The organism is Phenylobacterium sp., assembly GCF_030693405.1.
In the GTDB taxonomy this organism is placed as follows: Bacteria; Pseudomonadota; Alphaproteobacteria; order Caulobacterales; family Caulobacteraceae; genus Phenylobacterium.
On the sequence record NZ_JAUYAW010000066.1, the window covers coordinates 53,915 to 78,720 of the forward strand.

At 69.0% G+C, this 24,806-nt stretch carries 24 protein-coding genes; 2 read left to right on the plus strand and 22 right to left on the minus strand.

What is annotated here, in order from left to right:
• Positions 1–2 precede the first annotated feature (2 nt).
• From Q8N19_RS14360 to nadA, 4 genes are read right to left on the minus strand one after another with little or no spacing between them, the layout of a single operon-like run.
• On the minus strand, positions 3–1,667 hold the full coding sequence (locus Q8N19_RS14360; protein ID WP_305591802.1) for a glycosyltransferase family 4 protein: 1,665 nt from the start codon (positions 1,665–1,667) through the stop codon (positions 3–5).
• Positions 1,668–1,704: 37 nt separating this feature from the next.
• A complete protein-coding gene (gene nadC / locus Q8N19_RS14365; protein ID WP_305591804.1) occupies positions 1,705–2,550 on the minus strand; it encodes a carboxylating nicotinate-nucleotide diphosphorylase in 846 nt (281 codons plus the stop codon).
• Positions 2,547–4,076, minus strand: a complete 1,530-nt coding sequence (locus tag Q8N19_RS14370; RefSeq protein WP_371133867.1) for an L-aspartate oxidase — start codon at positions 4,074–4,076, stop codon at positions 2,547–2,549. Before Q8N19_RS14370 ends, nadC begins: the two co-directional genes overlap by 4 nt.
• On the minus strand, positions 4,073–5,161 hold the full coding sequence (gene nadA / locus Q8N19_RS14375; RefSeq protein ID WP_305591808.1) for a quinolinate synthase NadA: 1,089 nt from the start codon (positions 5,159–5,161) through the stop codon (positions 4,073–4,075). The genes Q8N19_RS14370 and nadA overlap by 4 nt, the downstream gene beginning before the upstream one ends.
• 216 nt (positions 5,162–5,377) lie before the next feature.
• Here nadA and Q8N19_RS14380 point away from each other — a divergent pair, with 216 nt between their 5' ends.
• Entirely contained in the window at positions 5,378–6,511 is a 1,134-nt protein-coding gene (locus Q8N19_RS14380) for a cell wall hydrolase (protein ID WP_305591810.1), read from the plus strand.
• Here Q8N19_RS14380 and Q8N19_RS14385 read toward each other — a convergent pair.
• From Q8N19_RS14385 to trxB, 3 genes are all read right to left on the minus strand, one after another.
• Positions 6,498–6,986 carry a GNAT family N-acetyltransferase gene (locus Q8N19_RS14385; protein WP_305591812.1) on the minus strand — a complete coding sequence of 163 codons (489 nt, stop codon included), beginning with the start codon at positions 6,984–6,986 and terminating at the stop codon, positions 6,498–6,500. The two genes, Q8N19_RS14380 and Q8N19_RS14385, sit on opposite strands and share 14 nt — an antisense overlap.
• A gap of 174 nt (positions 6,987–7,160) precedes the next feature.
• The gene (locus tag Q8N19_RS14390) at positions 7,161–8,459 is read right to left on the minus strand and encodes a UDP-N-acetylglucosamine 1-carboxyvinyltransferase (RefSeq protein ID WP_305591814.1); all 1,299 of its coding nucleotides are present in this window, start codon (positions 8,457–8,459) and stop codon (positions 7,161–7,163) included.
• Positions 8,460–8,488: 29 nt separating this feature from the next.
• Entirely contained in the window at positions 8,489–9,490 is a 1,002-nt protein-coding gene (gene trxB, locus Q8N19_RS14395) for a thioredoxin-disulfide reductase (RefSeq protein ID WP_305591816.1), read from the minus strand.
• Positions 9,491–9,927: 437 nt separating this feature from the next.
• On the opposite strand from trxB, the gene pseI reads away from it, so the two are divergent.
• Positions 9,928–10,926 carry a pseudaminic acid synthase gene (gene pseI / locus Q8N19_RS14400; RefSeq protein WP_305591854.1) on the plus strand — a complete coding sequence of 333 codons (999 nt, stop codon included), beginning with the start codon at positions 9,928–9,930 and terminating at the stop codon, positions 10,924–10,926.
• Here pseI and pseH read toward each other — a convergent pair.
• The 15 genes from pseH to Q8N19_RS14475 form a co-directional block, all read right to left on the minus strand.
• Positions 10,923–11,489 (minus strand): UDP-4-amino-4,6-dideoxy-N-acetyl-beta-L-altrosamine N-acetyltransferase, encoded by a 567-nt coding sequence (gene pseH, locus Q8N19_RS14405; RefSeq protein ID WP_305591818.1) that lies wholly within the window; start codon positions 11,487–11,489, stop codon positions 10,923–10,925. The genes pseI and pseH overlap by 4 nt on opposite strands.
• A complete protein-coding gene (locus Q8N19_RS14410) occupies positions 11,489–12,685 on the minus strand; it encodes an NAD(P)-binding protein (RefSeq protein WP_305591820.1) in 1,197 nt (398 codons plus the stop codon). The genes pseH and Q8N19_RS14410 overlap by 1 nt, the downstream gene beginning before the upstream one ends.
• A gap of 75 nt (positions 12,686–12,760) precedes the next feature.
• A complete protein-coding gene (gene pseG / locus Q8N19_RS14415) occupies positions 12,761–13,792 on the minus strand; it encodes a UDP-2,4-diacetamido-2,4,6-trideoxy-beta-L-altropyranose hydrolase (protein ID WP_305591822.1) in 1,032 nt (343 codons plus the stop codon).
• A complete protein-coding gene (locus Q8N19_RS14420) occupies positions 13,789–14,505 on the minus strand; it encodes a glycosyltransferase family protein (RefSeq protein WP_305591824.1) in 717 nt (238 codons plus the stop codon). Before Q8N19_RS14420 ends, pseG begins: the two co-directional genes overlap by 4 nt.
• A 71-nt stretch (positions 14,506–14,576) precedes the next feature.
• Positions 14,577–15,308 carry a TylF/MycF/NovP-related O-methyltransferase gene (locus Q8N19_RS14425; protein ID WP_305591826.1) on the minus strand — a complete coding sequence of 244 codons (732 nt, stop codon included), beginning with the start codon at positions 15,306–15,308 and terminating at the stop codon, positions 14,577–14,579.
• Positions 15,305–16,105, minus strand: coding sequence for a phytanoyl-CoA dioxygenase family protein (locus Q8N19_RS14430; RefSeq protein ID WP_305591828.1), 801 nt, complete (start codon positions 16,103–16,105; stop codon positions 15,305–15,307). The genes Q8N19_RS14425 and Q8N19_RS14430 overlap by 4 nt, the downstream gene beginning before the upstream one ends.
• A gap of 102 nt (positions 16,106–16,207) precedes the next feature.
• Positions 16,208–17,200 (minus strand): class 1 fructose-bisphosphatase, encoded by a 993-nt coding sequence (locus tag Q8N19_RS14435; protein ID WP_305591830.1) that lies wholly within the window; start codon positions 17,198–17,200, stop codon positions 16,208–16,210.
• Between the two features lie 54 nt (positions 17,201–17,254).
• Positions 17,255–18,259: a mitochondrial fission ELM1 family protein gene (locus Q8N19_RS14440; RefSeq protein ID WP_371133866.1), complete on the minus strand. Its 1,005-nt coding sequence runs from the start codon at positions 18,257–18,259 to the stop codon at positions 17,255–17,257.
• Positions 18,260–18,324: 65 nt separating this feature from the next.
• Entirely contained in the window at positions 18,325–18,798 is a 474-nt protein-coding gene (gene greA, locus Q8N19_RS14445; protein ID WP_305591834.1) for a transcription elongation factor GreA, read from the minus strand.
• 148 nt (positions 18,799–18,946) lie between these two features.
• Positions 18,947–19,447 carry an ATP-binding protein gene (locus Q8N19_RS14450; protein WP_305591835.1) on the minus strand — a complete coding sequence of 167 codons (501 nt, stop codon included), beginning with the start codon at positions 19,445–19,447 and terminating at the stop codon, positions 18,947–18,949.
• A gap of 10 nt (positions 19,448–19,457) precedes the next feature.
• Positions 19,458–20,258, minus strand: coding sequence for a glucose 1-dehydrogenase (locus Q8N19_RS14455; RefSeq protein WP_305591837.1), 801 nt, complete (start codon positions 20,256–20,258; stop codon positions 19,458–19,460).
• A 157-nt stretch (positions 20,259–20,415) separates the two neighbouring features.
• On the minus strand, positions 20,416–20,586 hold the full coding sequence (locus Q8N19_RS14460; protein ID WP_305591839.1) for a hypothetical protein: 171 nt from the start codon (positions 20,584–20,586) through the stop codon (positions 20,416–20,418).
• A gap of 275 nt (positions 20,587–20,861) precedes the next feature.
• On the minus strand, positions 20,862–24,158 hold the full coding sequence (carB, locus tag Q8N19_RS14465; protein ID WP_305591841.1) for a carbamoyl-phosphate synthase large subunit: 3,297 nt from the start codon (positions 24,156–24,158) through the stop codon (positions 20,862–20,864).
• 231 nt (positions 24,159–24,389) lie between these two features.
• Entirely contained in the window at positions 24,390–24,596 is a 207-nt protein-coding gene (locus Q8N19_RS14470; protein WP_293322384.1) for a cold-shock protein, read from the minus strand.
• A gap of 24 nt (positions 24,597–24,620) precedes the next feature.
• The coding region (locus Q8N19_RS14475) for a hypothetical protein (protein ID WP_305591844.1) at positions 24,621–24,806 on the minus strand (186 nt) is incomplete at its 5' end.

Below are 24,806 nucleotides of genomic sequence, written 5' to 3' on the forward strand. Positions count from 1 at the left end.
CCTCACCGCCAGTCGAGCACGCCCATCTTGCACAGCCAGACGAGGCCATAGGTGGTGCGGGCCCGGGCGGGCGGCGGGATGGCGGCCAGCATGTCCCCTACCCGCCGCCAGCCGGCCCCCTGGAGTCCGTCCACCAGGGGCCGGAGGTCAGGTGCGCTCAACCGCCACGCCTCCCCATAGGTGTCGAGCATGATGCCCGAGGTCAGGGCCGGATCGGTGGCGGGATCGACCCCCGGTCGCAGGGCGATCTCGGTGTCGGCGGTCAGATGAACGGTGGCGAAGCTCCCGTGATCCCTGAACGGGTCGCCGTGGACCGGGTTCAGCCGCGGTCCGGCCGTGGCGGCCGGCGCCTGGCGGCGGTGTTCGGCGAGGCTGTCGAACAGGTCGCGATAGCCGGTCACTACCTGCTTCCAGTCGAAGGTCTCGCGCACTCGCGCCCGGCCGGCTGCGCCCATCCGCTGACGCAGCTCCGGGGACGCGGCCAGCTCGGCCAGGCCCCGGGCGGCCGCCCCGACATCCACCGCCGTATGCTGGGCCAGTTGTCCGGCATAGGCCTGATAGGTGTCGATGCGCTGCAGGTGCCGTTGCAGGAGCGCTATGCTGGGCGGGCCGGGTGAGGGGACCATCGTCGGAGCCAGGAACCCCTCCTGCCCATGTCGGATCGTGAACCGATAGCCGTCCCAGTCGCTGGCCACCACCGGCAGCCCCGCGGCCATGGCCTCCACCGGCGCCAGGCCGAAGGTCTCCTGGATGTTGTCCACCAGGGACAGGAAGATGTCGGCCGCGGCCCACATCTCGCTCAGCAGGACGGGATCATTGCCGTCGATCCAGTGCAGGGTCGAAGTCGGCGCATAGGCCCGCCCCGCCTCCTCGAAATAGCCCCGGTGGCTTTCCTGCGGAAACCAGCCGGCCAGGGCGAAATGCAGCGGCCGCCCGACGATCTGGCCGGCCTCCTCCACCGCCCGGAACATGGGCTGAGGCGAGGCCTTCTCGTAGAAGGACAGCCGCCCGACCCAGAGCGCCAGCACGTCGTCGTCCGCCAGGCCCAGCCGGGCCCGCGTCGCCTGGCGCACGTCGGGGCGATCGGCCTGGGCGGCGATCTCGTCCAGCTCAACCCCCAGCGGCAGGATGGGCAGTTGCGGCATCGGCCGCCTGGCCCCCCCGAACCGCTCGCCGAGATAGTCCGTCCAGCCCTCGAACATCGCGCTGATGGAGTCATGCACCGCCGGCGAGGTGCAGATGATCGCATCCCAGGGATGGGTCGGCGCAAGACTCGCCTGGGCGATCTCTTCCCGCGTGGTCGGCGGGGCGATGGTATGGATGAGCCCGACCAGGCTGTAGCTGTTGTCCAGGCCGGCGCCGCGTCTGGCCCAGGCCATCTCGGCCAAGTCGGCCTTGCCCCGAAACAGCGTGCCCGCCTGGCGCGCCCGACCGAGCTCCAGCAGGGAGGCGGTCTCGATCCGGGTGGTCAGGGGATCGGCGCCCTGAAGGGTGGCGGCGATATCGGCGGCGGAGGTTTCCAGGGCCGTCAGCATATGCAGACGATCAAAGCCGCCATAGCGGGCAAGCGCGCGATAGAGGGCGAGGTTGGCCACGTCGCGGCCGAAGGGGTTGGGACCTAGTCCCAGTCCGCCGCCCAGATGGTGGATCGCCAGTTCGCCCGACATGCCTGATTCCCGCCGCGCTCCGGGCGGCGGGTTGTTATCAGACGGCGTCGAGGCCGATGTCCAGAGCCGCGGCGGAGTGGGTCAGGGCGCCGACGCTGATGACATCCACGCCGGTGTCGGCGATGGCCCGGACGGTGTCCAGATTGACCCCGCCGGAGGCCTCCAGGGTCACTCGCCCCTTGGCGGCGGCGACCGCGGTCCGCAGGTCGGCCGGGCTGAAATTGTCCAGCATCACCACGTCCGGGCCGTGCCGCAGGGCGTCCTCCAGCTGGTCCAGCCCGTCGACCTCCACCTCCACCTTCATCAGATGGCCAGCGAAGGCCCGCGCTCGACGGACGGCCTCGGCCACCCCGCCGCAGGCGGCGATGTGGTTATCCTTGATCAGGATGGCGTCATCCAGGCCGAACCGGTGATTGACCCCGCCGCCGCAGCGCACGGCGTACTTTTCCAGATGGCGCAGGCCAGGCGTGGTCTTGCGGGTGTCGACAATGCGTACGCCCGTGCCCTCCACCGCGTCCACATAGGCCCGGGTCAGGGTGGCGACGCCGCACAGCCGGCCCAGCAGGTTCAGCCCCGTGCGCTCGGCCGACAGGATGGCGCGGGCGTTCCCCTGGGCGCGGGCCAGCACGGTGCCGGCCGCGAGCGGTTGGCCGTCGGCCACCAGGGTCTCGAACCGCGCCTCTGGGTCCAGGGCCGCCAGGGCAAGGCGTGCGCAGGCGACGCCTGCGGCCACGCCAGGCTTGCGGGCGGCGAAGGCCACCGAAAGCTGGGCGTCGGCCTCGATACAGGCCATGGCGGTGACATCGCCGGCCCGGCCCAGGTCCTCGGCCAGGGCGGCGCGCACCACGGGCTCGATCAGCAGATCGGGAAGGGGCGCGGTCATTCTGCGGCCATGCAGGCGGGCGCGCCCGAGGTCGCCCCCAGGGTCAGGAAGGTGCGCTTGGGCTCCGCCGGCGCCTCAGGGGCGTCGAGGCGGAAATGAGCGCCCAGGCTCTCCCGGCGGTTCAGGGCGCAGCAGGCGGTCAGACGCGCGGCGGTGAGGTCGGCGCAGAGGCCATAGGCGCCTTCCAGCTCCCCGATCAGGTCGATCAGCCGGGTCAGGCCCGGGGCGTCACGCACCACGCCGGCCTCGGCGCTCATGGCCATGCGCAGGCCCGACAGGGCGGCGTCGGGCAGAACCGGCGCGGCGACGCCCGGCTGGATGCGGGTGCGGACCTCGGCGGCCTCCCGAGCGGCGGCGCCGGCGCGGGTCCCGAAGACGGCGGCCTCCAGCAGGGAGTTGGACGCCAGGCGGTTGGCGCCGTGCACGCCGGTGGAGGCGCACTCGCCCGCCGCATAGAGGCCAGCCAGGGTGGTGGCGCCGTCGGCGTCGGTGACGATCCCGCCCATGTGGTAGTGGCAGGCCGGGGCCACGGGGATCGGCTGAACCCGCGGATCGACTCCGCCTGACAGGCAGGCGGCGAACACGGCGGGGAAGGCCTCTGGGAAATGCTCGCCCACGGCGGCGCGGGCGTCCAGATAGGCGCCGCGGCCGGCGGCGCGCTCGGCGTGGATGGCCCGGGCCACCACATCCCGGGGCGCCAGTTCGGCGGCCGGATGATAGTTGGCCATGAAGGCCTCGCCCGAGGCGTTGATCAGCAGGGCGCCTTCGCCCCGCAGGGCCTCTGTGGCCAGGGGCGCGGGGTCGCGGCCGATATCGATCGCCGTGGGGTGGAACTGCACGAATTCCGGATCGGCGATCAGGGCCCCGGCCCGGGCGGCCAGGCCCAGGCCTTCGCCCCGCAGCTCCGGCGGGGTGGTGGTGACGGCATAGAGGCCGCCGATGCCGCCGGTGGCCAGGATCACGGCCGGGGCGGTGATCTCGTGCAGCTGGCCGCCCTGTTCGACGATCACGCCGCGGACCTGGCCCTCGGCGTCCTGCAGCAGGCCGCGCAGGCGCAGGCCCGAGCGCACCTCGATATGGCGCTGCGCCAGGGCCGCGGCGGTGACTGCGGCCATGATGGCCCGACCGGCCTGGTCGCCCTTGACCCGCGCCACCCGGGCGCGGCTGTGGGCCGCCTCGAGGCTGAGCGAAAAGCCGCCGGCGGCGTCCCGGTCGAAGGGCGCGCCGAGCTCGGCCAGATGTCGCACCGCCGCCGCGCCCTCCCGGGCCAGCAGGGCGGCGCGCTCGGGATCCACCAGGCCAGCGCCGGCGGCCACGGTGTCGGCCGCATGCAGGGCCGCGTCGTCCTCATCGGACAGGGCCGCGGCCATGCCGCCCTGCGCCCAGGCCGACGAACAGCCCTTGTTCAGGGGGGCGCCGGTCAGGACCATGACCTTGCGCGGCGCGGCGGCCAGGGCGGCCGACAGCCCTGCCAGACCCGCACCGACGACCAGGACGCCGTCGTGCTGGGTGCGATGGGCCATCAGATCAGCTCCACATCCACATGATGGCGGGCCTTGACCAGGTCATAGCGGGCCGGAACCGCCGGGGGCGGCAGGTCGATCATCCGCTGCACCGCCAGGCGGGCGCGGTCGGCGATCACCGGATCGACGAACACCTCGTACTGCTCCTTGATCAGGGCCTCGTAGATGTTCTCCAGGCTGATCCGCTTCATGTGCGGGCAGAGGTTGCAGGGCCGCAGGAACTCGGTGTCCACCGCGTCCACCGCCACATTGTCGGCCATGGAGCATTCGGTGACGAGGATCACCTGCTTGGGCTTCTTGCTCAGCACATAGTCGTTCATCGCCGCGGTCGAGCCAGCGAAGTCGGAGACCTCCAGCACCTCGGCGGGGCATTCGGGGTGGGCCAGGACCTGGGCGCCCGGATAGGCGGCCTTCATCTCGAGGATGTCCTTGGCCTCGAAGCGCTCGTGCACCTCGCAACGGCCCTGCCAGGCGATGATCTTGATGTCGGTCTGGCGAGCCACATTGCGCGCCAGGAACTCGTCAGGGATCAGGATGACGCGATCAACGCCCCATTCCTTGGCCACATGTTCGACCACCTGCACGGCGTTGGCGCTGGTGCAGCAGACGTCGGTCTCGGCCTTCACATCGGCGGTGGTGTTCACATAGGTGACCACCGGAATGCCGGGATAACGAGCCTTGATCAGCCGCACGTCGTCGCCGGTGATCGAGGAGGCCAGGCTGCAGCCGGCGCGCAGGTCGGGGATCAGGACGCGCTTGTCCGGCGACAGGATCTTGGAGGTCTCGGCCATGAAGTGCACGCCGGCCTGGATGATGATGGCCGCGTCGGAGCGGGCCGCCTCCTTGGCGAGGCCCAGGCTGTCGCCCACATAGTCGCCAACCCCATGGAAAATCTCAGGGGTCATGTAGTTGTGGGCCAGGATGACCGCGTTCTTCTCCCGCTTGATTCGGTTGATCTCCGAGATCAAGGGGGCCTGGAGGCGCCACTCCATGGGCGTGACGTGCTTCTTCACCCGCTCCCAAAGCGCCTGGGTTTCGGCTTCCACCTGCGGGGTGAAGGCGAGGGGGGCAAATCCGTCGGCGGCCATGGCGTCCTCCTTATGCTCAAAGTGAGCATTTCTCTGGCCCAAAAAAGCGCGCCTGCAGGCTCTTGCGAGGCGCTCTGATATGCTCAAACAGAGCATAAGCTGTCGAAAGAGATATAGACCCTTGGCGGCGGGATGCAAGCGCCTGCTTTTTCGCCATGGTCTTGTCGCCTATAGCTGGGGTTCGCGGGCGCCCGCCCGATATCGCAGGACCGCCGCTTGACCGCCTTCGCTCGCTCCCTGGCCTTGCTGTTTGCGAGCCTCGCCCTGGCCGGGTGCCTGACCACCTATGACCGGCCGATCAATGCCGGCCGGGCCGAAGGCATGGCGACGGTGGCCCGCAGCCTGTCCGATCGGGGGCTTGAGCGCCTGACAGCCGATATGGACCAGGCCATGCTGGCCCTGGCGAGGCGGCATGACCCTGCGCCGCGCAAGGACTATTGGGGCCGCGTGCCGGGCTGGGAAACCTATGATCTGGCCACCCTGCCGACCCTGGGCTTTGGCACCGCCTTCGACATGGCCGCCCGGGAGATCAACGCCTTCAAGCCCTTCGCCGACCTGCCGATCAATCCCATGGAGCCCTTCATCCTGCGGGCCTCGCGCCAGGATCAGGCCCAGGCCCTGCGCTGCCTCAGCCAGGCCATCTATTACGAGGCCGCCCGCGAGCCACGGGAGGGCCAGCGGGCCGTGGCCCAGGTTGTACTGAACCGGGTCCGCCATCCGGCCTACCCCAATTCGGTCTGCGGCGTGGTCTTCCAGGGCTCGGCCCGCAGCACGGGCTGCCAGTTCAGCTTCACCTGCGACGGCTCGCTCACCTGGGCCCCGGAGCCGGGCCTCTGGCGTCAGGTGGAGTCGGTGGCCCGCGAGGCTCTGGAGGGCTTCGTGGAGACCGGCGTGGGCTCGGCGACGCACTATCACGCCGACTATGTGGCGCCCTACTGGGCCCCGACCCTGGTGAAGATGACCAAGGTCGGCGCGCACATCTTCTATCGCTGGACCGGTCCCATGGGTGAGCCGCCGGCCTTCACGAGCCGCTATGTCGGCGGGGAGGAGAACCTGTCAGTCGCCATCCTGGGGGGCGTGGACGCCCGCACCCAGGGCCTGTTCAACACCGGTCAGGCCCTGGCGCCCGGCCGCAAGGTGACCTTGGCCCTGGCCGGCGAGGTGCGCACCTACGAGGTGGCCGAGCCCGGCAGCGGGGAGGCGGCGACCCGGGTGGCCGGCGTGCTGCAGCCCAGCCGCCGCCAGCCGACTCCAGACGAGATCCGGGAAATCAATGAGCGTTTGGCCGAGGTGGAGGCCGAGCTGGATGCACCTGGGTCCGCCGTGGCGCCGGCGCCTAAAGCCCCGTGAAGGCGTCCGGATAGGCCAGGGTCAGGCGGGCGTCGAACGCGCCGTCCTCGAGAGCCAGAGCCATGAAGGCCGGCGATCCCGCATAGGGCGAGGCGACCCGCGCCGCGGTCTCGGCCGAGAAGCCGAAGCGGGGATAGTAGTCCACATGCCCCAGCACAACGACGCCGTGGGCCCCGCATTCCTTGCAGAACTCCAGCCCCGCCCGCACCAAGGCCGAACCCAGGCCTCGCTTCTGCTCGCCCGGGACCACCGCCATGGGGGCGAGCGCCAGATAGAGGTTCACGCTGTCGGCCCACAGCCGGCTGAACAGGATATGGCCGACCACCTCGCCGTCCGCCTCGGCCACCAGCTCAAACACGACGTCGCCATCGGCCCGAAGCCGCTCCACCAGATCAGCCTCCGCCGCCTCCGGAAACGCGGCCAGGTTCACCGCTCGGATGGCGGCATGGTCGGCGGCGCGGGCATGTCGGATCATGGTGTCGTTTCCCCATCGTTGGTCGGCAGGGTCAAACCTCCCACGACCACCGTCGAACTCCAGTGTTCATGAGTCCTCGGGTCAAGCCCGAGGACGACGGATTTGGGGGTGTGCTTTGCTGGAGGAGCGCCCCCGCACTCCCCTTGCCACCGTCATGCTCGGGCGAGTAGGCCCTCAGTCGCCCAGGACCCACTCCACGTCGGCGCCGAGCGCGTTGAGGTTCTCGACGAAGTTGGGGTGGGCGCGCTTGATCGGGGCGGCGTTGTAGATGGTCGATTTGCCCTCGATGCTGGCGGCCAGCATGAAGAGCGCGATGGCCACCCGGATGATGTAGGGGCTCTCCACCTCGGCGGGGAACAGAGGCTTGCCCCCATAGGTGATCACTCGGTGGGGGTCGCACAGCACCGCATGGCCGCCGAACTTGGCCAGTTCCGAGGTCCAGCCGAGCGCGCCCTCATAGACCTTGTTCCAGAACATCACCGAGCCCTCGGCCCGGACGCCGAGCGCGATGAAGATCGGCAGCAGGTCGGCCGGCACATAGGGCCAGGGCGCGGCCTCGACCTTCTGCAGGATGTGGCTCGTATAGGGCTGGCGCACCCGCAAGGGGCCATCCAGCCTGGCGCGGGACCAGCCGTCCTGGTGGGTCACCTCGACGCCGAACTTGGCGAAGGTGCGGTCGATCAGCGGGAAGGATTCCGAGGCGCCGTTGCGCACCGCCACGTCGCCGCCGGTGATCGCCCCCATGGCCAGGAAGGTGGCCACCTCGTGGAAGTCGTCCTGGAAGGTGAAGGTGGTGGCCCCCAGCTTCTCGACGCCCTCGATGGTCAGGGTCGAGGCCCCGACCCCCTGGACGCTGGCCCCCATCTGGATGAGGAAGCGGCAGAACTCCTGGACGTGGGGTTCGCAGGCGGCGTTGACCAGCTGCGAGGTCCCCTTGGCGGTGGCCGCACAGATGGCGAAGTTCTCGGTGGTGGTCACCGAGGCGTAGTCCAGCCAGTGGCGGGTGGCGTGGAAGCCCTCCGGCGTCGAGATCAGGATGGCGCCCTCGCGGGTCTCCACCCTGGCGCCGAAAGCCTCGAAGACCTCCAGGTGCGGATCGATCTCCCGGGCGCCCAGGGTGCAGCCCTTTGCCTCGTCCTCAAGGCTCGCCTGGCCGAACCGGTGCAGCAGGGCCGGGATCAGCATCACCGAGGAGCGCATGCCCAGCGGCAGGTGCGCCCCTTCGGCCCGGAGGTTCTCGCCGTGGTGCAGGCGCAGGGTTCCAGTGGCGTAGTCCATGTCCACCTGGCTGCCCAGGGACTGGAAGAACTCCAGGATCTTGCGCACGTCGGTGATGTCCGGCACCCGGTGCAGCACCAGGGGCGCATCGCTGAGCAGGGTCGCGCACAGCACCGGCAGGACGGCGTTCTTGTTGGCGGAGGGCGTGATTTCGCCCCGCAGGGGGCGGCCCCCGCGTACGATCAGATTGGTCATGGGCCCTCGTTAGTCGGTCACAGGGGCGCCTACCAGACGCCGATCTTCTCGGCCTCGGCGTGGCTGATCGGGTTATGCGCCTTGCGGTGGTCTTCTTCGGCCAGAAAGCGCACCGCCTCCAGGGCGGCCATGCAGCCCATGCCCGCCGCCGTCACCGCCTGACGATAGATGTCGTCGGTGACGTCGCCGGCGGCGTAGACGCCTTCGACTTCGGTCGAGGCCGTGCCGGGCTTCACGTCCAGATAGCCCGAGGCGTCCATGGACAGCTGGCCCTTGAACAGCTCCGAGGCCGGGGCGTGGCCGATGGCCACGAACACGCCGGCGCAGTCGATGGTCTGGGTGGCGCCGGTCTTCACGTTCTTCAGGCGCACGCCGGTGACGCCCAGGGGGTCAGTGTCGCCCAGCACCTCGTCGATGGCGCTGTCCCAGACCACCTCGACCTTGGGATGGGCGAACAGCCGTTCCTGCAGGATCTTCTCGGCCCGCAGCTCGCCCCGGCGATGGACCAGGGTGACCTTGGAGGCGAAATTGGTGAGGAACAGGGCCTCTTCCACCGCGGTGTTGCCGCCGCCGACCACCACGACATCCTTGCCGCGATAAAAGAAGCCGTCGCAGGTGGCGCAGGCCGAGACGCCGAAACCCTGGAACTTCTGCTCGCTGTCGAGGCCGAGCCACTTGGCCTGGGCGCCGGTGGCGATGATCAGGGTCTCGGCCAGCCACACCTGGCCGGAATCGCACTCCAGTCGGAACGGCCGCTTCGACAGGTCCACCTTCAGGACGATATCGTTGATGATCTCGGTCCCCACATGCTCGGCCTGGGCCTGCATCTGCTCCATCAGCCAGGGACCCTGGATCGCCTCGGCGAAGCCCGGATAGTTCTCCACATCGGTGGTGATGGTCAGCTGACCGCCCGGCTGCAGGCCGGCGATCAGGACGGGATTCAGAAGGGCCCGGGCCGCATAGACCGCGGCAGTATAGCCGGCGGGGCCGGACCCGATGATGAGGCAGCGTGTGGTGCGAGGCTCAGACATGGCTCCTATTTAGAGAAGATTCCGCGATGCGCGAGGGCGCGGGCGCAACAAGATGATCGCCCAGCCGTTCGATCCCCATGACTGAAGCTCCTTCCAACCCCCCGCCTGCCGCCGCCGAACCCGCCACGACGGCGCAGCCTGGAACCGCCAGCCGGGCGAGCCTGCGCACCACCGGGACCTGGCTGGGGGTCGGAACGGCCCTTGGCGCCGGGGCGGGCGCGGTCCTGGGCAGTGTGACCTTGGGCGTCGCTTTCGGCGTCGGATTGGGCGCCGTTTTCGGGGTATTTCGCGCGCGAAAAGGCCCGAAAAGGTCGATTTAACGCACTGTTCTGAGGTGGCCCGCTAGACTGGTTCCCATTCACGGGGACTGCGTTGTGTCTGACCTGACGAACATCGAGATCGCCGGCCGCAAGATCGGCCCGGGCCATGCGCCGTTCATGATCTGCGAGCTGTCGGGCAACCACAATGGCGACCTCGACCGGGCGCTCTCCATGATCGATGCGGCGGCGGCCACCGGCTGCGACGCCATCAAGATCCAGACCTACACCGCCGACACCATCACCATGGATGTGGACCGGCCGGAGTTCCGCATTGAGGGCGGGCTGTGGGATGGCCGCAGCCTCTATGAGCTCTATCAGGAAGCTCAGACCCCCTATGAGTGGCACCCGGCCCTGTTCGAACGCGCGAAGGCCCGGGGCGTGATCCTGTTCTCCAGCCCGTTCGATGAGAGCGCGGTGGACCTGTTGGCCGAGCTTGGGGCGCCGGCCTACAAGATCGCCTCCTTCGAGGCCGTCGACCTGCCGCTGATCGCCTATGCGGCGCGACATGGCAAACCGCTGATCATCTCCACGGGCATGGCCAATCTGGCCGAGATCGAGGCCGCCCGGGACGTAGCGCTCGCCGCCGGCGCGGCCGGGGTGGCGCTGCTGCACTGTGTGTCGAGCTATCCGGCCAGCTTCGCCGACGCCAATCTGCGCACCATCCCAGACATGGAGACCCGCTTCGGCTGCCCCATCGGCCTGTCGGACCATACGCCGGGCACGGCCGCGGCGGTGGCGGCCGTGGCGCTGGGCGCGTGCGTGATCGAGAAGCACTTCACCCTGGCGAGATCCGACGGCGGCCCGGACGCGGCGTTTTCCCTGGAGCCGGATGAGTTTTCGGCCCTGGTGCGCGATACGCGCTCAGCCTGGGAGTCCCTGGGGGCGGCGCAGTACGACCTATTGGGGTCTGAGCGGGCCAACGCTCAGTTCCGCCGCTCGCTCTATGTGGCGGCCGATGTGAAGGCCGGCGCCCGCCTCACGGCCGCCGATGTCCGGTCGATCCGTCCGGGTCTTGGCCTTCGGCCCGAACACCGCGACGCCGTGGTCGGGCGGGTGGCGACCCGCGATCTCCAGCGCGGCGAACCGCTGGCCTGGGACATGCTCAGCGACAGCTAGGTCAGGGCGTAACCCTTGGCGCGCAGGCGCTCACGGCTGGCCTCGCGCACCAAGGTCCAGTCTTCGGCCAGCAGGCCCAGACCCACCACATCGCGGGGCTCGCCATTCTTCCAGACATGCTGGCGCAGCAGGGCTTCGCGTCGGAAGCCGAAGGATTCATGCAGCTTCCAGACGGCCTCGTTCTCCACCAGCACCTCGCACCAGAGCCTGGAGAGGCCGAGCGGGCCGAACACGTGCTCGATCACCCAGTATTCCACATAGGCGCCGACGCCCTTGCCCCGCACCGAGGGCGAGGCGAGGTAGTAGGCCCAGGCGCAGCGGCGGTTGGCCTCCGAGATGTCGGCGAGGTTGGCCAGCCCTACGGGCTCGCCGTCCAGTTCGATGATCCAGTAACGGCGCGTGGGATCCGACAGCGCCGCGGCGAACCAGCGGGCATGGTCGGCCTCGCTGATCTGGGCGTCGGTATACATCCACTGAGCCACGTCGGGCTGGTTGCGCCAGACGCGCAGTCGGTCGCGGTCGGCAGGCGTGACGTCGCGCAGCTGAACCTGCGGACCAGCCATCAGGCGACCGCCGAAATCCTGGCCGCGGGCCCGAGACTACGCGCCATGCGGTCGGTAAGGCCTGAGATGCGGGCGCCGGCATCGGCGGACTCCCAGCCGGCCACGAGGAAGCGGCCCTGGAAGCGCTGGGCGAGTTCGACCTCAAGCCTGTCCAGCCGTTGCACCGCCTCGACCGAGGGACAGGCGAAGCGGGTGCGCATGTTGGTCAGGACGCAGGCGTCGAGGATCATCGGGCGCCGGGCGAAGGGGGCCAGCAGGCGGAGAACCTCGGCGCGCAGGGGCTCGTCGCCCACCTCGTCGACGCATTCGACGCTGACGAGGGTCTCGCCACGGCTCTGATAGACGCGCAGGGCGCTGACCTTGCCCTCGCCGGTATAGTTGCGGACGGTGAGTGGCAGGGGCGCCTCCAGCCGGGCGCGGAAGACGTAGCTCGCCACCCGCTCGCCGATCAGGCGGGGCTTGGGCGCCTTGTGCGAGGCCAGGTCGAACAGGGGCATGGGATCGGCGGCCCAGACCACCGTCTCGTCCTCGCCGCAGGCCTGAGCGACCTCGCGGGGCGAAACCAGGCTGTGCAGGCGGATCTCGACGCCCAGGCGGGCCAGCGCGCGGCTGGCCGAGGTGAAGAGGCCGTTCAGGCCGTCCCGGGGCACGGCGCCGCGCCGGGGGGAGGACACGTTGGGAGACGAGGCCTCGCCCACAGGCGCCAGGCGGACCTGATGCAGGCCAAGGGCCGGGGCGGCGCTGGCATGGACCTGATCGAGCCAAACGCCCAGGCGCCACTGGCAGTAGTGGGCGAGGGGGTCGGCGGCGGACCTGGGATAGGCGCGCAGTATGTCGTTGAGGGTTTCCGGCTGCGCCGCCGCCGAAGGGGTGGTCACGTCGGCGGACAGGACCGGCCCTTCCCCCCAACTGGCCCGGGGGCCGTTGGGGGAGGGGCTGATGGCGCCGTCGTGCAGGTCGACCTCGTCAAAGGCTACGCCGCGCCATTCCAGCGCCTGGCGGATGGGATCCTGGGCCGGCCCGAAGGCGAACTCGCCGTCGCGCAGCTCGACGCCGTGGGATACCCGGGGCAGGCTCCAACCGCCGAGCCGGTCGAGGGCGTCCTCCAGGACGATCTCGCGGGCGCCCAGCCGGTGGGCCTCAAAGGCGGCGAGGATGCCGGTCAGCCCCCCGCCGATAATACGAACTCTGGCCATTTCTCGGCCTCCCCACCCGCATGCGAAGGGGGAGGATGCAGGCCAAGGTCGGAAAACTCGGTTAAGGCGTCTGCGTCAGACGGTCGCGGCCTGGACGAGCAGGGGCCAGAAGGCGTCGGCGACGCGGGCCGCCCCTTCGCCGTCGCAGAGTTCGGCGCTCTTTTCGGCCAGGCCGGCGCGGAGGGCCTCGTCGATGAACAGGCGGGTCATGGCGCGGTCGAAGTCGACACCGAAGGTCTCCGACCGACCGTCGACCATCAGCACGGCCCCGGCCTTGGCCAGGGCGGTGGCCGCAGGGATCTGGTTGTCGGCGATGGTCACCACCACGCTGGGCAGGCCAAGGACGCAGCGCTCCCACATGGCCGACCCCGCCGCGCCTACGGCCAGGTCGGCGGCGGTGGCCAGTTCGGCCATGTCCGGGGTGTCCACATGCAGGGTCAGGCGCGGGTCGTGGGCGGCGATGCGGGTCAGGCCCTTGCGGCTGGGGGCGCCTGCGCCGACCACCACGTCGAGGGCGGTCTCGCCATAGCGACGGCGCAGCTGTTCGACCACCTTGCCGGTGATCCCGTCCAGGTCGGTCAGGCCCATGGAGACCAGCACCCGCCGGGGCGTCTCATGGCGCCTGGCCAGAGCGGTGTTGCGCAGGGCGGCGAAGGCCGGCCGCACCGGGGCGTATTTCGGCCCCAGCAGCAGGCGCGCCCCGCTGGCCAGGCCGCGATAGTCGGCCTCGACCCGGGCCGGGCCGGAATCCAGCACCAGGGCGCCGCCCAGGGGCCGGTCGGCCAGGTCATCGATCACCAGGGCCGGGCGGCCATCGGCGATCGCCTCATGTTCGGGGCGACTGAGGCCATAGTGGTCGAACACCACGGCCTCGAAGGCCTGGCGACCGGTGAGGTCGGTGAGCACGTCCGGCGCCATGGAGGCCACCGCGCGGCGGGGCAGGTCCGGGGCGTAGGCCGCCAGGATCGCCTCCACATGAGAGTCGGCCATGAACTCCACCCGGGCGCCGCGCTCGGCGAGCGCCGCGGCCAGGGTGAGGCTGCGCATGACATGGCCGCCGCCCACCTGAGGGCCGGCGTTGGCGATGAAGAGAACCCGCGGGGTCATAGGCGTGGCGCTCCGCCAAAGGTGGTCAGCTCCGGCCGGGCCCGCACGAAGGCGCGGACGTCGTCGGAGGAAAAGGCCGGATTGGCCGGGTAGAGCCCCTCATAGACCCTGCGGACGAACTCATAGTCGTCAGGGGTGTCGACGGTCCAGCGAACGTGACCCTCGTCCACCTGGGGATCCAGCCGGGCGATGCGATAGCGGTCCGGCGCGTTGCGCACCGCCCAGGTGACGTGCTCGCGCGCCTCTGGACTGTGATCCTGCGCCGCCGTGCGTCGCAGGGCTGCGGCGGAGATCACCTCTACGTCCTGGCCCTTCGGGTAGCCCGAGGGATCATAGCGGTTGTGAGTGTAGTCCGCACCTTCGCCCAGATGCAGGGCGATGGTGGCGTCGATCACCTCAGGGTCGATCAGGGGGCAGTCGCCGGTCAGCCTCACCACATGGTCGGCGGGCCAGACGTCGAGGGCGCCGACGAAGCGGGCCAGGACATCGGCGAGCGGGCCGCGATGGACGGCGAGGCCGGCCTCCTTCAGGACATCAACCAGGGGATCGTCGCTGGGCTCCAGGCTGGTGGCCACGACAATCTGGTCGATCCGCCGGGCGCGCCTGACCCGCTCGATCTGGCGCAGCAGCATGGGCGCGCCGGCCAGCGGCAGCAGAACCTTGCCGGGCAGGCGGGTGGAACTCAGGCGGGCCTGAAGAAGGGCGAGAATCACGGGCGGGCTCCTGTGCGCGCAGGTTAGCCCTCATTGCGGCGGCAAGGCGCCGCCCTGCGCGGCGAAGCCGCCTATTCCTTGACGAAAAAGCCGCCCGGGGCCGAGGCCCAGCCGAATTTCTCGATCCTGGGCGGCTTGCCGTCGAAGAACTCCTCCAGGGCCTCGCTTTCGCCGGGCCATTCGCGGATCGCGTATTCGTCCAGCAGGACCACGCCGCCAGTGAGGATGCGCGGCCAGAAGGCCTTCAGCGCCTCAAGAGTCGGCTCATAGAGGTCCATGTCCAGGTGCAGGAGCGCGATGCGCAGGCCGGGATGTTCGGCCACATAGGCATGCGCCGTCTGGCGCACATCCCCGTCGACCAGCTCGACCCGCGGCCGCTGGGGCACGAAGGAGTCGGCGTTGAAGGCGTCCACCAGGGAAAACAGGGTGTCGCGGAACTGGGCCGGGTTCCAGCCCTCGGCGGTGTTGCCGACCCGGGCGTCGAGGCCGTCCTTCTCTGAGCGATCGGCCAGACCCTTGAAGTGGTCGAAGCCCAGCACCTTTCGGGTGCGGTCGCCGGGGCTGAAGGTCTCAAGGAAGCGGGCGAAGGTCAGGAGCGAGGCGCCCTTGTAGACGCCGCACTCGACGATATCGCCGGGCATGTCCTCGATCAGCTTGAAGACCTCATAGTGGGCGAAGGCCTTCATGAAGTGCATCCGCCGGCCGAAGGAGGCCAGGTTGGCGATCAGGTCGTGATCGTCCAGATGGGCCTTGAGCAGGCTGCGCAGCGTTTCGTCAGCGGGAATCTTGGGGGCGGGGCTCATGGACGTTCCTCAGAAGCGATCAGGTCGGGATGCAGGGCGGCGAAGGCCTCGAACCCGTCGGCCCGGCGGTTGCGCCAGCCGCGCGCGATGACCTCGGGCGCCAGCAGGTCGCCGAAACGGACCTGGATGGAATAGCGGTGCCGCGGGCCGGGATTGCGTCCTGACCGGTGCGGCACAGTGTTGTGGAACATCAGCACGTCGCCGGGCTGAAGCTCGGGCTTGCGGCTCCGGGTCTCGAAATCACTGTGGAAAGCGGCGGCGATGAAGGCGTCGCGGCCCCCGAGCGGTCGGCCCTCGGCGTTGCGCTTGAGGCGGACATCGACCGGATAGAGGTGCGGCGTCTGCGTCTCGACCACATCGACCCCGCCATTGACCGCCCCGGACGGCGTCAGCGGCGTCCAGGCGGTGACCGAGCGGTTGCAGAGCATGTTGTAGGGATAGTCCTGGTGCCAGTCGAAGCCGCGCCAGGGCTCGCCGGCCAGATCCATGCGGAACACCGCGTGCTGGAACGGGCTGTGCAGGCGTTTGGCCCTGGTCATGGCCTGGGCGGCCTGCCGGAGCGGCTCAGCGGTGACGATGCGGCGAAAGACGTCGGTCTCGCGCATGGCGTCATAGACCTGGCCCAGGGCGGCGCGGTCCGTGGCCCGCAGCGCATCGACCAGGGCGTCCACGTCGGCGTCGGCGCCAGCATCAGCGCCGGCCGCCCGCAGCATGTCCATGAAGGTCTCCAGCGTCTCGGCCACGAGCGGGGCGGGCAGAAGACCCTTCAGCTCTCGGACAAGGGGCTGGGCGGTCACGGCAGGGCTCCGGGCAGGCACGATCCCGGCAGGCTAGGGCCGCGCCTCTAAGCAACTGTTAACCGTAATGGCCTGCGACGCCCGGTCGCCCCGGCGTCGGCTTCAGGACGCGTGATAGGCCCGCAGACGGGCGATCTCGGCGGCTGAGCCCAGCATGACCGAGGCCCGCTGGTGCAGGCTGGTCACCTTGGCGTCCAGGGTCTCGCCCTGGCCGTCGAACGACCCGCCGCCGGCCTGTTCCACCAGAAGCGCCATGGGATTGGCCTCGTACATCAGGCGCAGCTTGCCCGGCCGGTCAGGCTCGCGCTTGTCCCAGGGGTACATGAAGACGCCGCCGCGGCTCATCACCCGGTGGACGTCGGCCACCATGGAGGCGACCCACCGCATGTTGAAGTCCTTGCCCCGCGGCCCTTCGACCCCGGCCAGGCATTCCTCCACATAGCGGCTCACCGGCGCAGCCCAATGGCGGGTATTGGCTGTATTAATGGCGAATTCCTTCGTCTCCGCAGGAATGCGGATGTCGGCGGCGGTCATCACCCAATCGCCGCTGTCGGGATCGAGGGTGAAGGCGCTGACGCCGGCGCCCAGGGTCAGGACCATCTGGGTCTGAGGGCCGTAGACGACGTAGCCGGCGGCGACCTGCTGGCGGCCGGGTTGCAGGAAGTCGGCCTCGGCAGCCGCCCGGCCGTAGCTGTCCTTCGGGGTCGGCAGGATCGAGAAGATGGTGCCGATGGAGACGTTGACGGCGATGTTGCTGGAGCCGTCCAGGGGGTCGAACAGCAGCAGATAGCCGCCTTCAGCGCCCACCTCCCGCACGGGATGGATGGTGTCCATCTCCTCCGAGGCCATGGCGCAGAGGCCGGTGGCCTTGGCGCAGCCCTCCAGCAGGACGTCATTGGAGAGCACGTCGAGCTTCTGTTGGACCTCGCCCTGAACGTTTTCGCTGCCGAGGGCGCCCATGGCCTGCCCGAGCGCGCCGCGGCGGACATGGCCGTTGATCGCCACGCAGCCCTCGGCCACGGCGAGGACCAGCTCGCCCAGGCGCGGATCGACGGCGCCTTGGGACAGGAAGGCGGCCAGGTTGGTCGTGCTCACGTCACACCTCGGGATTGAATGGCCCCGGCGGGTATCGCGCCTGGACGGGGCTGTCTAGCGGTTCCCCGCCCGGGCGTCATAGCGGCGCAGCACCTCGGCTGCAGCCCGGGTGGTCTCGTTGAGGGGCTCGTAAGACCAGCTGTGGAAGGCGCCCCCGAAGGGACGCGCTGCGCCGAGCCGCTCCAGCTCCTCGTGATAGAGGCGGAACTTGAGGCTCTCACCTTCCAGCTTGAGGATGAACACCGGCTTGCCCGTGGAGGCCGCCTCGGTGGTCATGTTGGTGGATTCCTCGGTCACCAGCACATAGTCGGCCGCCGCCAGGAAGGCGAAGTAGGGATTATCGCCCTGGCCGTCCCAGATCATGCCCGGAACATGCCGCAGCCTGGCCGACAGCAGGGCCTTGGCGTCCTCGGGCGTGCGCCTTGAGAAGGTGACCATGACCGAGCCCCCCTCCTGAAGGATGGGCAGTTCGATCTCATGGGCCATGGCTGCGGCCCGCTCGGGAGACAGGCCAAAGGCCTTGGACTTACCCCCGATCAGCACCGCCACCCGCGGATGGGGCAGTGGCTCAAGCTGGTCGCGGAAGCGTTCGTAGTCGGCCGCCAGTCGCTCGGGCGTCACCCGATGGGGGGCGCCCACAATGGGCAGGACATTGTCCCCCTGCAGCCGGTCGTGCTTGGGGGGGATGACCAGATCGAAGGCGCCGACCGGCACCCGGGGATCCTGCAGCTGGACCACAAAGGTGGCGCCCTTGCTCCAACGGCGCAGACGCAGGGAGAGGGGCAGGGTCGCCCGGCCCGCCGCGATCCAGATGTCGGGCCAGGGTGGGGCGATGTCGCTGTCCGGTGAGAGCGAGCGCAGCGGGGCGAGGTTCAGCCACCAGGGCAAGGCCCCCAGGCCGCCCCGCCAGCCGATCCGCTTGACGCTCAACTCGATGGGGCGCAGGGCCGCCAGGGCCTCGGCGAGACCGATCCCCTGGTTCTCAATCCCTGTCCGGCCGTCAGAAACGACCCAGACCCGAAGCGGCGTATCGTCGGAGGTGGTCACAGGCCCGTCCATCCCAACGCCAGGGCGGCGCTGCGGTCATGGGAATGTCCGATCATTGCGGCGCCGGCGTGGCGCGCTCAGATCCAGTCGACCTTGAGAACCTCGTATGAGCGCACGCCGCCGGGCGCGTTCACCTCGACCACGTCGCCGATCTCCTTGCCGATGATGGCGCGGGCGATCGGGGAGGAGATCGAGATGCGGCCAGCCTTCACGTCGGCCTCATGCTCACCGACGATCTGGTAGCGGGACTCCTCCTCGGTGTCCTCGTCCACCAGGGAGACGGTGGCGCCGAACTTCACCTGCTTGCCAGACAGCTTCGAGACGTCGATAACCTGCGCGCGAGCGAGCTTGTCCTCGATCTCGGCGATCTGGCCTTCGATCCAGCCCTGCCGCTCCTTGGCGGCATGGTACTCAGCATTCTCCGACAGGTCGCCGTGCTCACGGGCCTCGGAGATCGCAGCGATTACGGACGGCCTTTCGACCGTCTTCAAACGCTTCAGTTCTTCGTCGAGAGCCTGATAGCCCCCGGCGGTCATCGGGACTTTTTCCATGGCGGATGAGGACTCGGGTAGTGCGCCTAAGGGAATTCTCCGGCCGCGGGCGCCAACGTCCGGGGGGGAGACGATATGAGTGTGCGCTGCGAAACGCAAGGGGCGGCGGCGGGTTCACGGCCCCGCTTGGTCCCGTCGGCCTGATCGGTCAGGCGCTCTCGCTGACGACGCAGCCGCGCAGTTCGACCTCGTCGGGCGCCTCATAGGCCTTTTCGGTGAAGTGGAACATCTCCGGCGTCACCAAGAGGCGGAAGCCCTCGCCGCTGACCTCCTGGCGCCCCAGGACCCGCTCGCGGCGGACCTCGGCCGGGGCGGTCACGAAGTGGAACTGCAGGGGGATCTCGACGGCCTCGGCGATCTGGGCCACCCGCTGGCGGTCGCTGCGCCGCATGAGGCCAAGGTCCATGACCACCGAGGTTCCCGCGGCCAGCACGCCGGCCGCGGTGGACCAGATCTGCGCCTCGCAGCGGTCGACCCGGTCCATCATCCACTGGAACTCCAGGGGCTCAGGCATGTCGGGACCGAACAGTCGGCCCATCCAGTCGTCGATGGCGAAGGCCACCGCCGGCAGGCGCCGGGCGAGGTCCCGGGCATAGGTGGACTTGCCGGCGCCCTGGGGCCCGAAGATCACATGCAGCGTGGCGGTCATGGCGCCGGCTTTAACGGACCGAGAGGCCGCCGTCGATCACCAGTTCGGCGCCGGTGACGTAGCGGCTCTCGCTGCTGGCCAGCCACAGGACGCCGTCGGCGATGTCGGCGGGGTCGCCCTTGAAGCCCAGCGGCGTGGCGACGCTGGCCATGGCGTCCAGGCTGGCCGCCCGCTGCGGTCCGGCGTTAGAGCCCGGCCCGCCGGTCCCGATGATGGTGTCCCAGATGGGGGTCTCGATGATGCCCGGATGGACGGAGTTCACCCGCACCTTGTCACCGGCCGCGGCGCATTCCAGGGCCACGGCCTTGGTGAACAGGCGCACCGCGCCCTTGCTGGCGCAGTAGCCGGCCAGGGAGGCGGCGCCCTTCAGCCCGGCGACGGAGGACATGTTGATGATGCTGCCGCCCTCGCCGCTGTGGCGCATCAGGGGCAGGGCGTGCTTCACGCCCAGGAAGACGCCTTCAACATTGACCGCCATCTGTTTGCGGAAGTCGGCCAGGCTCATGTCGAGCACCGAGCCGCCCAGGCCGATGCCGGCGTTGTTGACCAGGATGTCGAGGCGTCCGTGCGTCTCGCGCACCGAAGTGATGACCTGGACCCACTCGCCCTCGTCGGTGACGTCCTGATGGAGATAGCTGGCCTGACCGCCGCGCTGGACGATCTCGGCCGCCGCAGCCGCTCCAGCCGCGTCGGTGAGGTCAGTAAGGACCACCTTGGCGCCTTCAGCCGCCAGTCGCTCGGCGCAGGCGCGCCCAATACCGCTGGCCGCCCCGGTCACCAGGGCCACCTTGCCGTCCACCCGTCCCGCCATGATATGTCTCCGTCCCTGTGCGTCTGATTGCGCTTTGGAAACGGGGTTAGCCCAGGGGGAGGGGCGTGGGAAGCCTCACCGCGCGACACTCAAACGGCTGCGCGCCAGCTGGAGCCCCATCCTCGGGGGCAGGGCTCCGCTGGAGGCGCCCGTCAGGTCAGCGCATATAGGTCGGGCTGCCGCCGGCCGTGAGCAGGCCAAACAGCATGGCCCCCCCGAGCAGGACGATGAGCGCGACGACCATCAGGTCGGTGGCCCCTTCGAACCTTTGCAGCAGATGCCGGCGCCTCGGGGGATGGGCGGTTTCGTGGCCTTCATCCAGATGCATGGCGAGCTCCCTAAACAGTCTTCTGGTTGCGGGCCTTGGCTTGAACGCCAGGGCTCGATGCCGGACTGCGACAGACGTCACGGGAGACGCTGCATTGCGGGCGACCGCATAGTCTGAACTGGGCCGCCCGTAAGCGCCCGTGCCTGTCTAAGCCAGGCGACAGACAAAAGCCTGCGCCTGACTCGGGCCTGCGTCAACGCTAACCGAACGCTGTTTTTGCCAAATGAGGCAAAAAGAGGTGATTTCTGACGATATTGTCAAAATCACCTCTTTTCCTAGCCGTGGGCGTAGCTCTGCAGGGGGCGGACATCCAGGGTGTCGGTGGCGGTGGCGACGATGGCCTGGGCCGCGGCCAGGGCGCCGGCCGCGGTGGTGAAGTAGGGGGTCTTCATCATCAGGGCCGTGCGACGGATCTCGAAGGAGTCCGACAGGGACTGCTTGCCCTCGGTGGTGTTGAAGACGAGCTTCACCTCGCCGTTCTTCATGGCGTCGACGATATGCGGACGTCCCTCCAGGACCTTCTTGACCAAATGCACCTTGAGTCCCTGGGCGGCCAGGTAATCACAGGTGCCGCTGGTGGCCAGGATGGTGAAGCCCTGCTCGATCAGCAGGCGGACCGGGGTGATGATCCAGGGCTTGTCGCTGTCCTTGACCGAGACGAAGACCGCGCCGGACTTGGGCAAGACCACGCCGCCGCCCAGCTGGCTCTTGGCGAAGGCCCGGGCGAAGGCGGCCGAGGAGTCCGGCTCGCCCTCGCGGCGCCAGTCCAGGCCCATCACCTCGCCGGTGGAGCGCATCTCTGGCCCCAGCACCGTATCGACCCCGGCGAACCGGGCGAACGGGAAGACCGCCTCCTTGACGGCCACATGATCGTAGGGCGCGTCGACCAGATTGAACTCGGCGAGCTTGCGCCCGGCCATGACCTTGGCGGCGATGGCGGCCAGGGGCCGGCCGATGGTCTTGGCCACGAAGGGCACCGTGCGGCTGGCCCGGGGATTGACCTCCAGCACAAAGATGCGCGGCGCGTCGCTGTGCGGCTCTTCGATGGCGAACTGGACGTTCATCAGGCCGCGCACCTGCAGGGCGTGGGCCATGGCCTCGGTCTGGCGCTTCAGCTCGGCGATGGTCTCGGGCTTCAGCGAGAAGGGGGGCATGGAGCAGGCGCTGTCGCCCGAATGGACCCCGGCCTCCTCGATATGCTCCATCACGCCGGCCACGAAGACGGCCTCGCCGTCGCACAGGGCGTCGACATCCACCTCGGTGGCGCGGGACAGGTACTGGTCGAGCAGGACCGGGCTGTCGCCGGAGACCTGCACGGCGTCGCGGACGTAGCGGGCCAGCTGTTCGTCGTCGCGGATGATCTCCATGGCCCGGCCGCCCAGCACGTAGGAGGGACGGATGACCACCGGATAGCCGACCTGATGGGCGGCCTTGAAAGCCTCCTCATCGGAGCGGGCGATGGCGTTGATCGGCTGGGCGATCTTCAGGCGGTGCAGCAGCTGCTGGAAGCGCTCGCGGTCCTCGGCCAGATCGATGGCGTCAGGGCTGGTGCCCAGGATCGGAATGCCGGCGTCTTCCAGGGGCTTGGCGAGCTTGAGCGGCGTCTGGCCGCCGAACTGGACGATGACGCCCAGCAGGGTTCCCCGCGTGCGCTCGACCTCGATCAGCTCCAGCACGTCCTCGGCGGTCAGGGGCTCGAAGTACAGCCGATCGGAGGTGTCATAGTCGGTCGACACGGTCTCGGGGTTGCAGTTGACCATGATCGACTCCACGCCGATGTCGGCCAGCGCAAAGGCGGCGTGGCAGCAGCAGTAGTCGAACTCGATTCCCTGGCCGATCCGGTTGGGGCCGCCGCCGAGGATGATCGCCTTCTTGGCGTCGGTGGGCTCGCTCTCGCACTCGGGGATCTGGCCGAGCGCGCCGGTCTCATAGGTGGAATACATGTAGGGCGTCTCGGCGCGGAACTCGCCGGCGCAGGTGTCGATGCGCTTGAACACCGGACGCACGCCCAGGCCCCGGCGCTGCTCGCGCACCTCGGCCTCGGTGGTGTGGGTCAGGGCCGCCAGGCGGGCGTCAGAGAAGCCCTGAGCCTTGAGCGTCCGGAAGGCCTCGGCGCTGCCCGGCAGGCCCTCGCGGGCGACGCGGGCCTCCTCGGCCACCAGATGCTGGATCTGGCGCAGGAACCACGGCTCGTAGGAACAGGCGGCGTTCACCTCTTCGACGCTCAGGCCGTGGCGGAAGGCCTGGGCGATGACCAGCAGGCGGTCAGGGGTCGGCTGGCCGAGCGCCCGGATGATGGCGGCATGGCCCATCTCCGGATCAGAGGCGTTTTCGATGGCGATCTCGTTGAGACCGGTCAGGCCGGTCTCCAGGCCGCGCAGGGCCTTCTGCAGGCTCTCGGCGAAGGTCCGGCCAATGGCCATGACCTCGCCCACCGACTTCATGGAGGTCGACAGGGTCGCCTCTGCGCCCGGATACTTCTCGAAGGCGAAGCGGGGGATCTTGGTGACCACATAGTCGATGGACGGCTCGAAGGAGGCCGGCGTGGCCCCTGTGATGTCGTTCATCAGCTCATCGAGGGTGTAGCCGACCGCCAGGCGGGCGGCGACCTTGGCGATGGGGAAGCCCGTGGCCTTGGACGCCAGCGCCGAGGAGCGCGACACCCGCGGGTTCATCTCGATGACCACCATGCGGCCGTCGGCCGGATTCACGGCGAACTGCACGTTGGAGCCGCCGGTCTCCACGCCGATCTCCCGCAGCACGGCGATCGAGGCGCGGCGCATCCACTGATATTCCTTGTCGGTCAGCGTCAGGGCCGGGGCGACGGTGATGGAGTCGCCGGTGTGAACGCCCATCGGGTCGATGTTCTCGATGGAGCAGACGATGATGCAGTTGTCCGCCTTGTCGCGGACGACCTCCATCTCATACTCCTTCCAGCCCAGGACGCTCTCCTCGATGAGCACCTCGGTGGTGGGCGACAGGTCGAGGCCGCGTTCGACGATCTCGCGGAACTCCTCGACATTGTAGGCGATGCCGCCGCCGGTGCCGGCCAGGGTGAAGGAGGGCCGGATGATGGCGGGCAGGCCGACGAAGTCCAGGCCCTCCAGCGCCTCGTCCATGGTGTGGGCGGCCTTGGATTTCGGGCTTTCCAGCCCGATGGCGTCCATGGCGTCGCGGAATTTCTGGCGGTCTTCAGCCTTGTCGATGACCTCGGCCCGGGCCCCGATCATCTCCACATTGTAGCGCGCCAGGGCGCCGGAGGCTTCGAGGGCGAGTGCAGTATTCAGGGCCGTCTGGCCGCCCATGGTGGGCAGGAGCGCGTCGGGGCGCTCCTTGGCGATGATCTTCTCGACCATCTCCGGGGTGATCGGCTCAATATAGGTCGCGTCGGCCACGTCGGGGTCGGTCATGATCGTGGCCGGGTTCGAATTGACCAGGATGATCCGGTAGCCTTCGGCCCGCAGGGCCTTGCAGGCCTGGACGCCGGAATAGTCGAACTCGCAGGCCTGGCCGATAACGATCGGGCCGGCGCCGATGATGAGGATCGAAGAGATGTCGGAGCGTTTGGGCATGTTTTTTCCGCGCGCAAGGACGGCCGCGCACATCAGCGCGCCCGACACCGGTCAGAATGCAGGTTAAGTCGCCCGTTTAGAGAGGGAGTCGGGACCGTGCAAGCGCCGCCTTCACCGCAGGGGTTAACAAGCGTCCCTTGCGGAACAGGACGGTCCTGAAACCAAAGAAGGCCGGCGCTCGCGCGCCGGCCTTCCGGAAGGTTCTTGCATTAGGCCTTCGGGCCTGCGGGATCAGACCTGCAGGTTGGAAGCCGCCATCTTGCCGCTGCGGCGGTCACGTTCCAACTCGAAGGTGATCTTGTCGCCTTCATTGAGCGTGCGCAGGCCGGCGCGCTCAACGGCGGAAATGTGAACGAAAACGTCGGGACCGCCTTCATCGGGGGTGATGAAGCCGAAGCCCTTTTGGCCGTTGAACCACTTTACGGTGCCGGTAGACATGGAGAGTATCAGTCCTTGGAGAGATCAGCCGCCCGCAAACCGTTCATTATGCGGGGGATCAAGATCGACAGGGCCGGGGCAGAGGTGTCCGGGCCGGGAAAATAGGCTGGAAAAGATCGACCGCGCCCTAACGAGATTGACTTTAAAAATCTGGCCGAATTTCCGCCGAACCGCAAGTTGAATCACCGGGTTTTGCGCCGTCCGAATCGT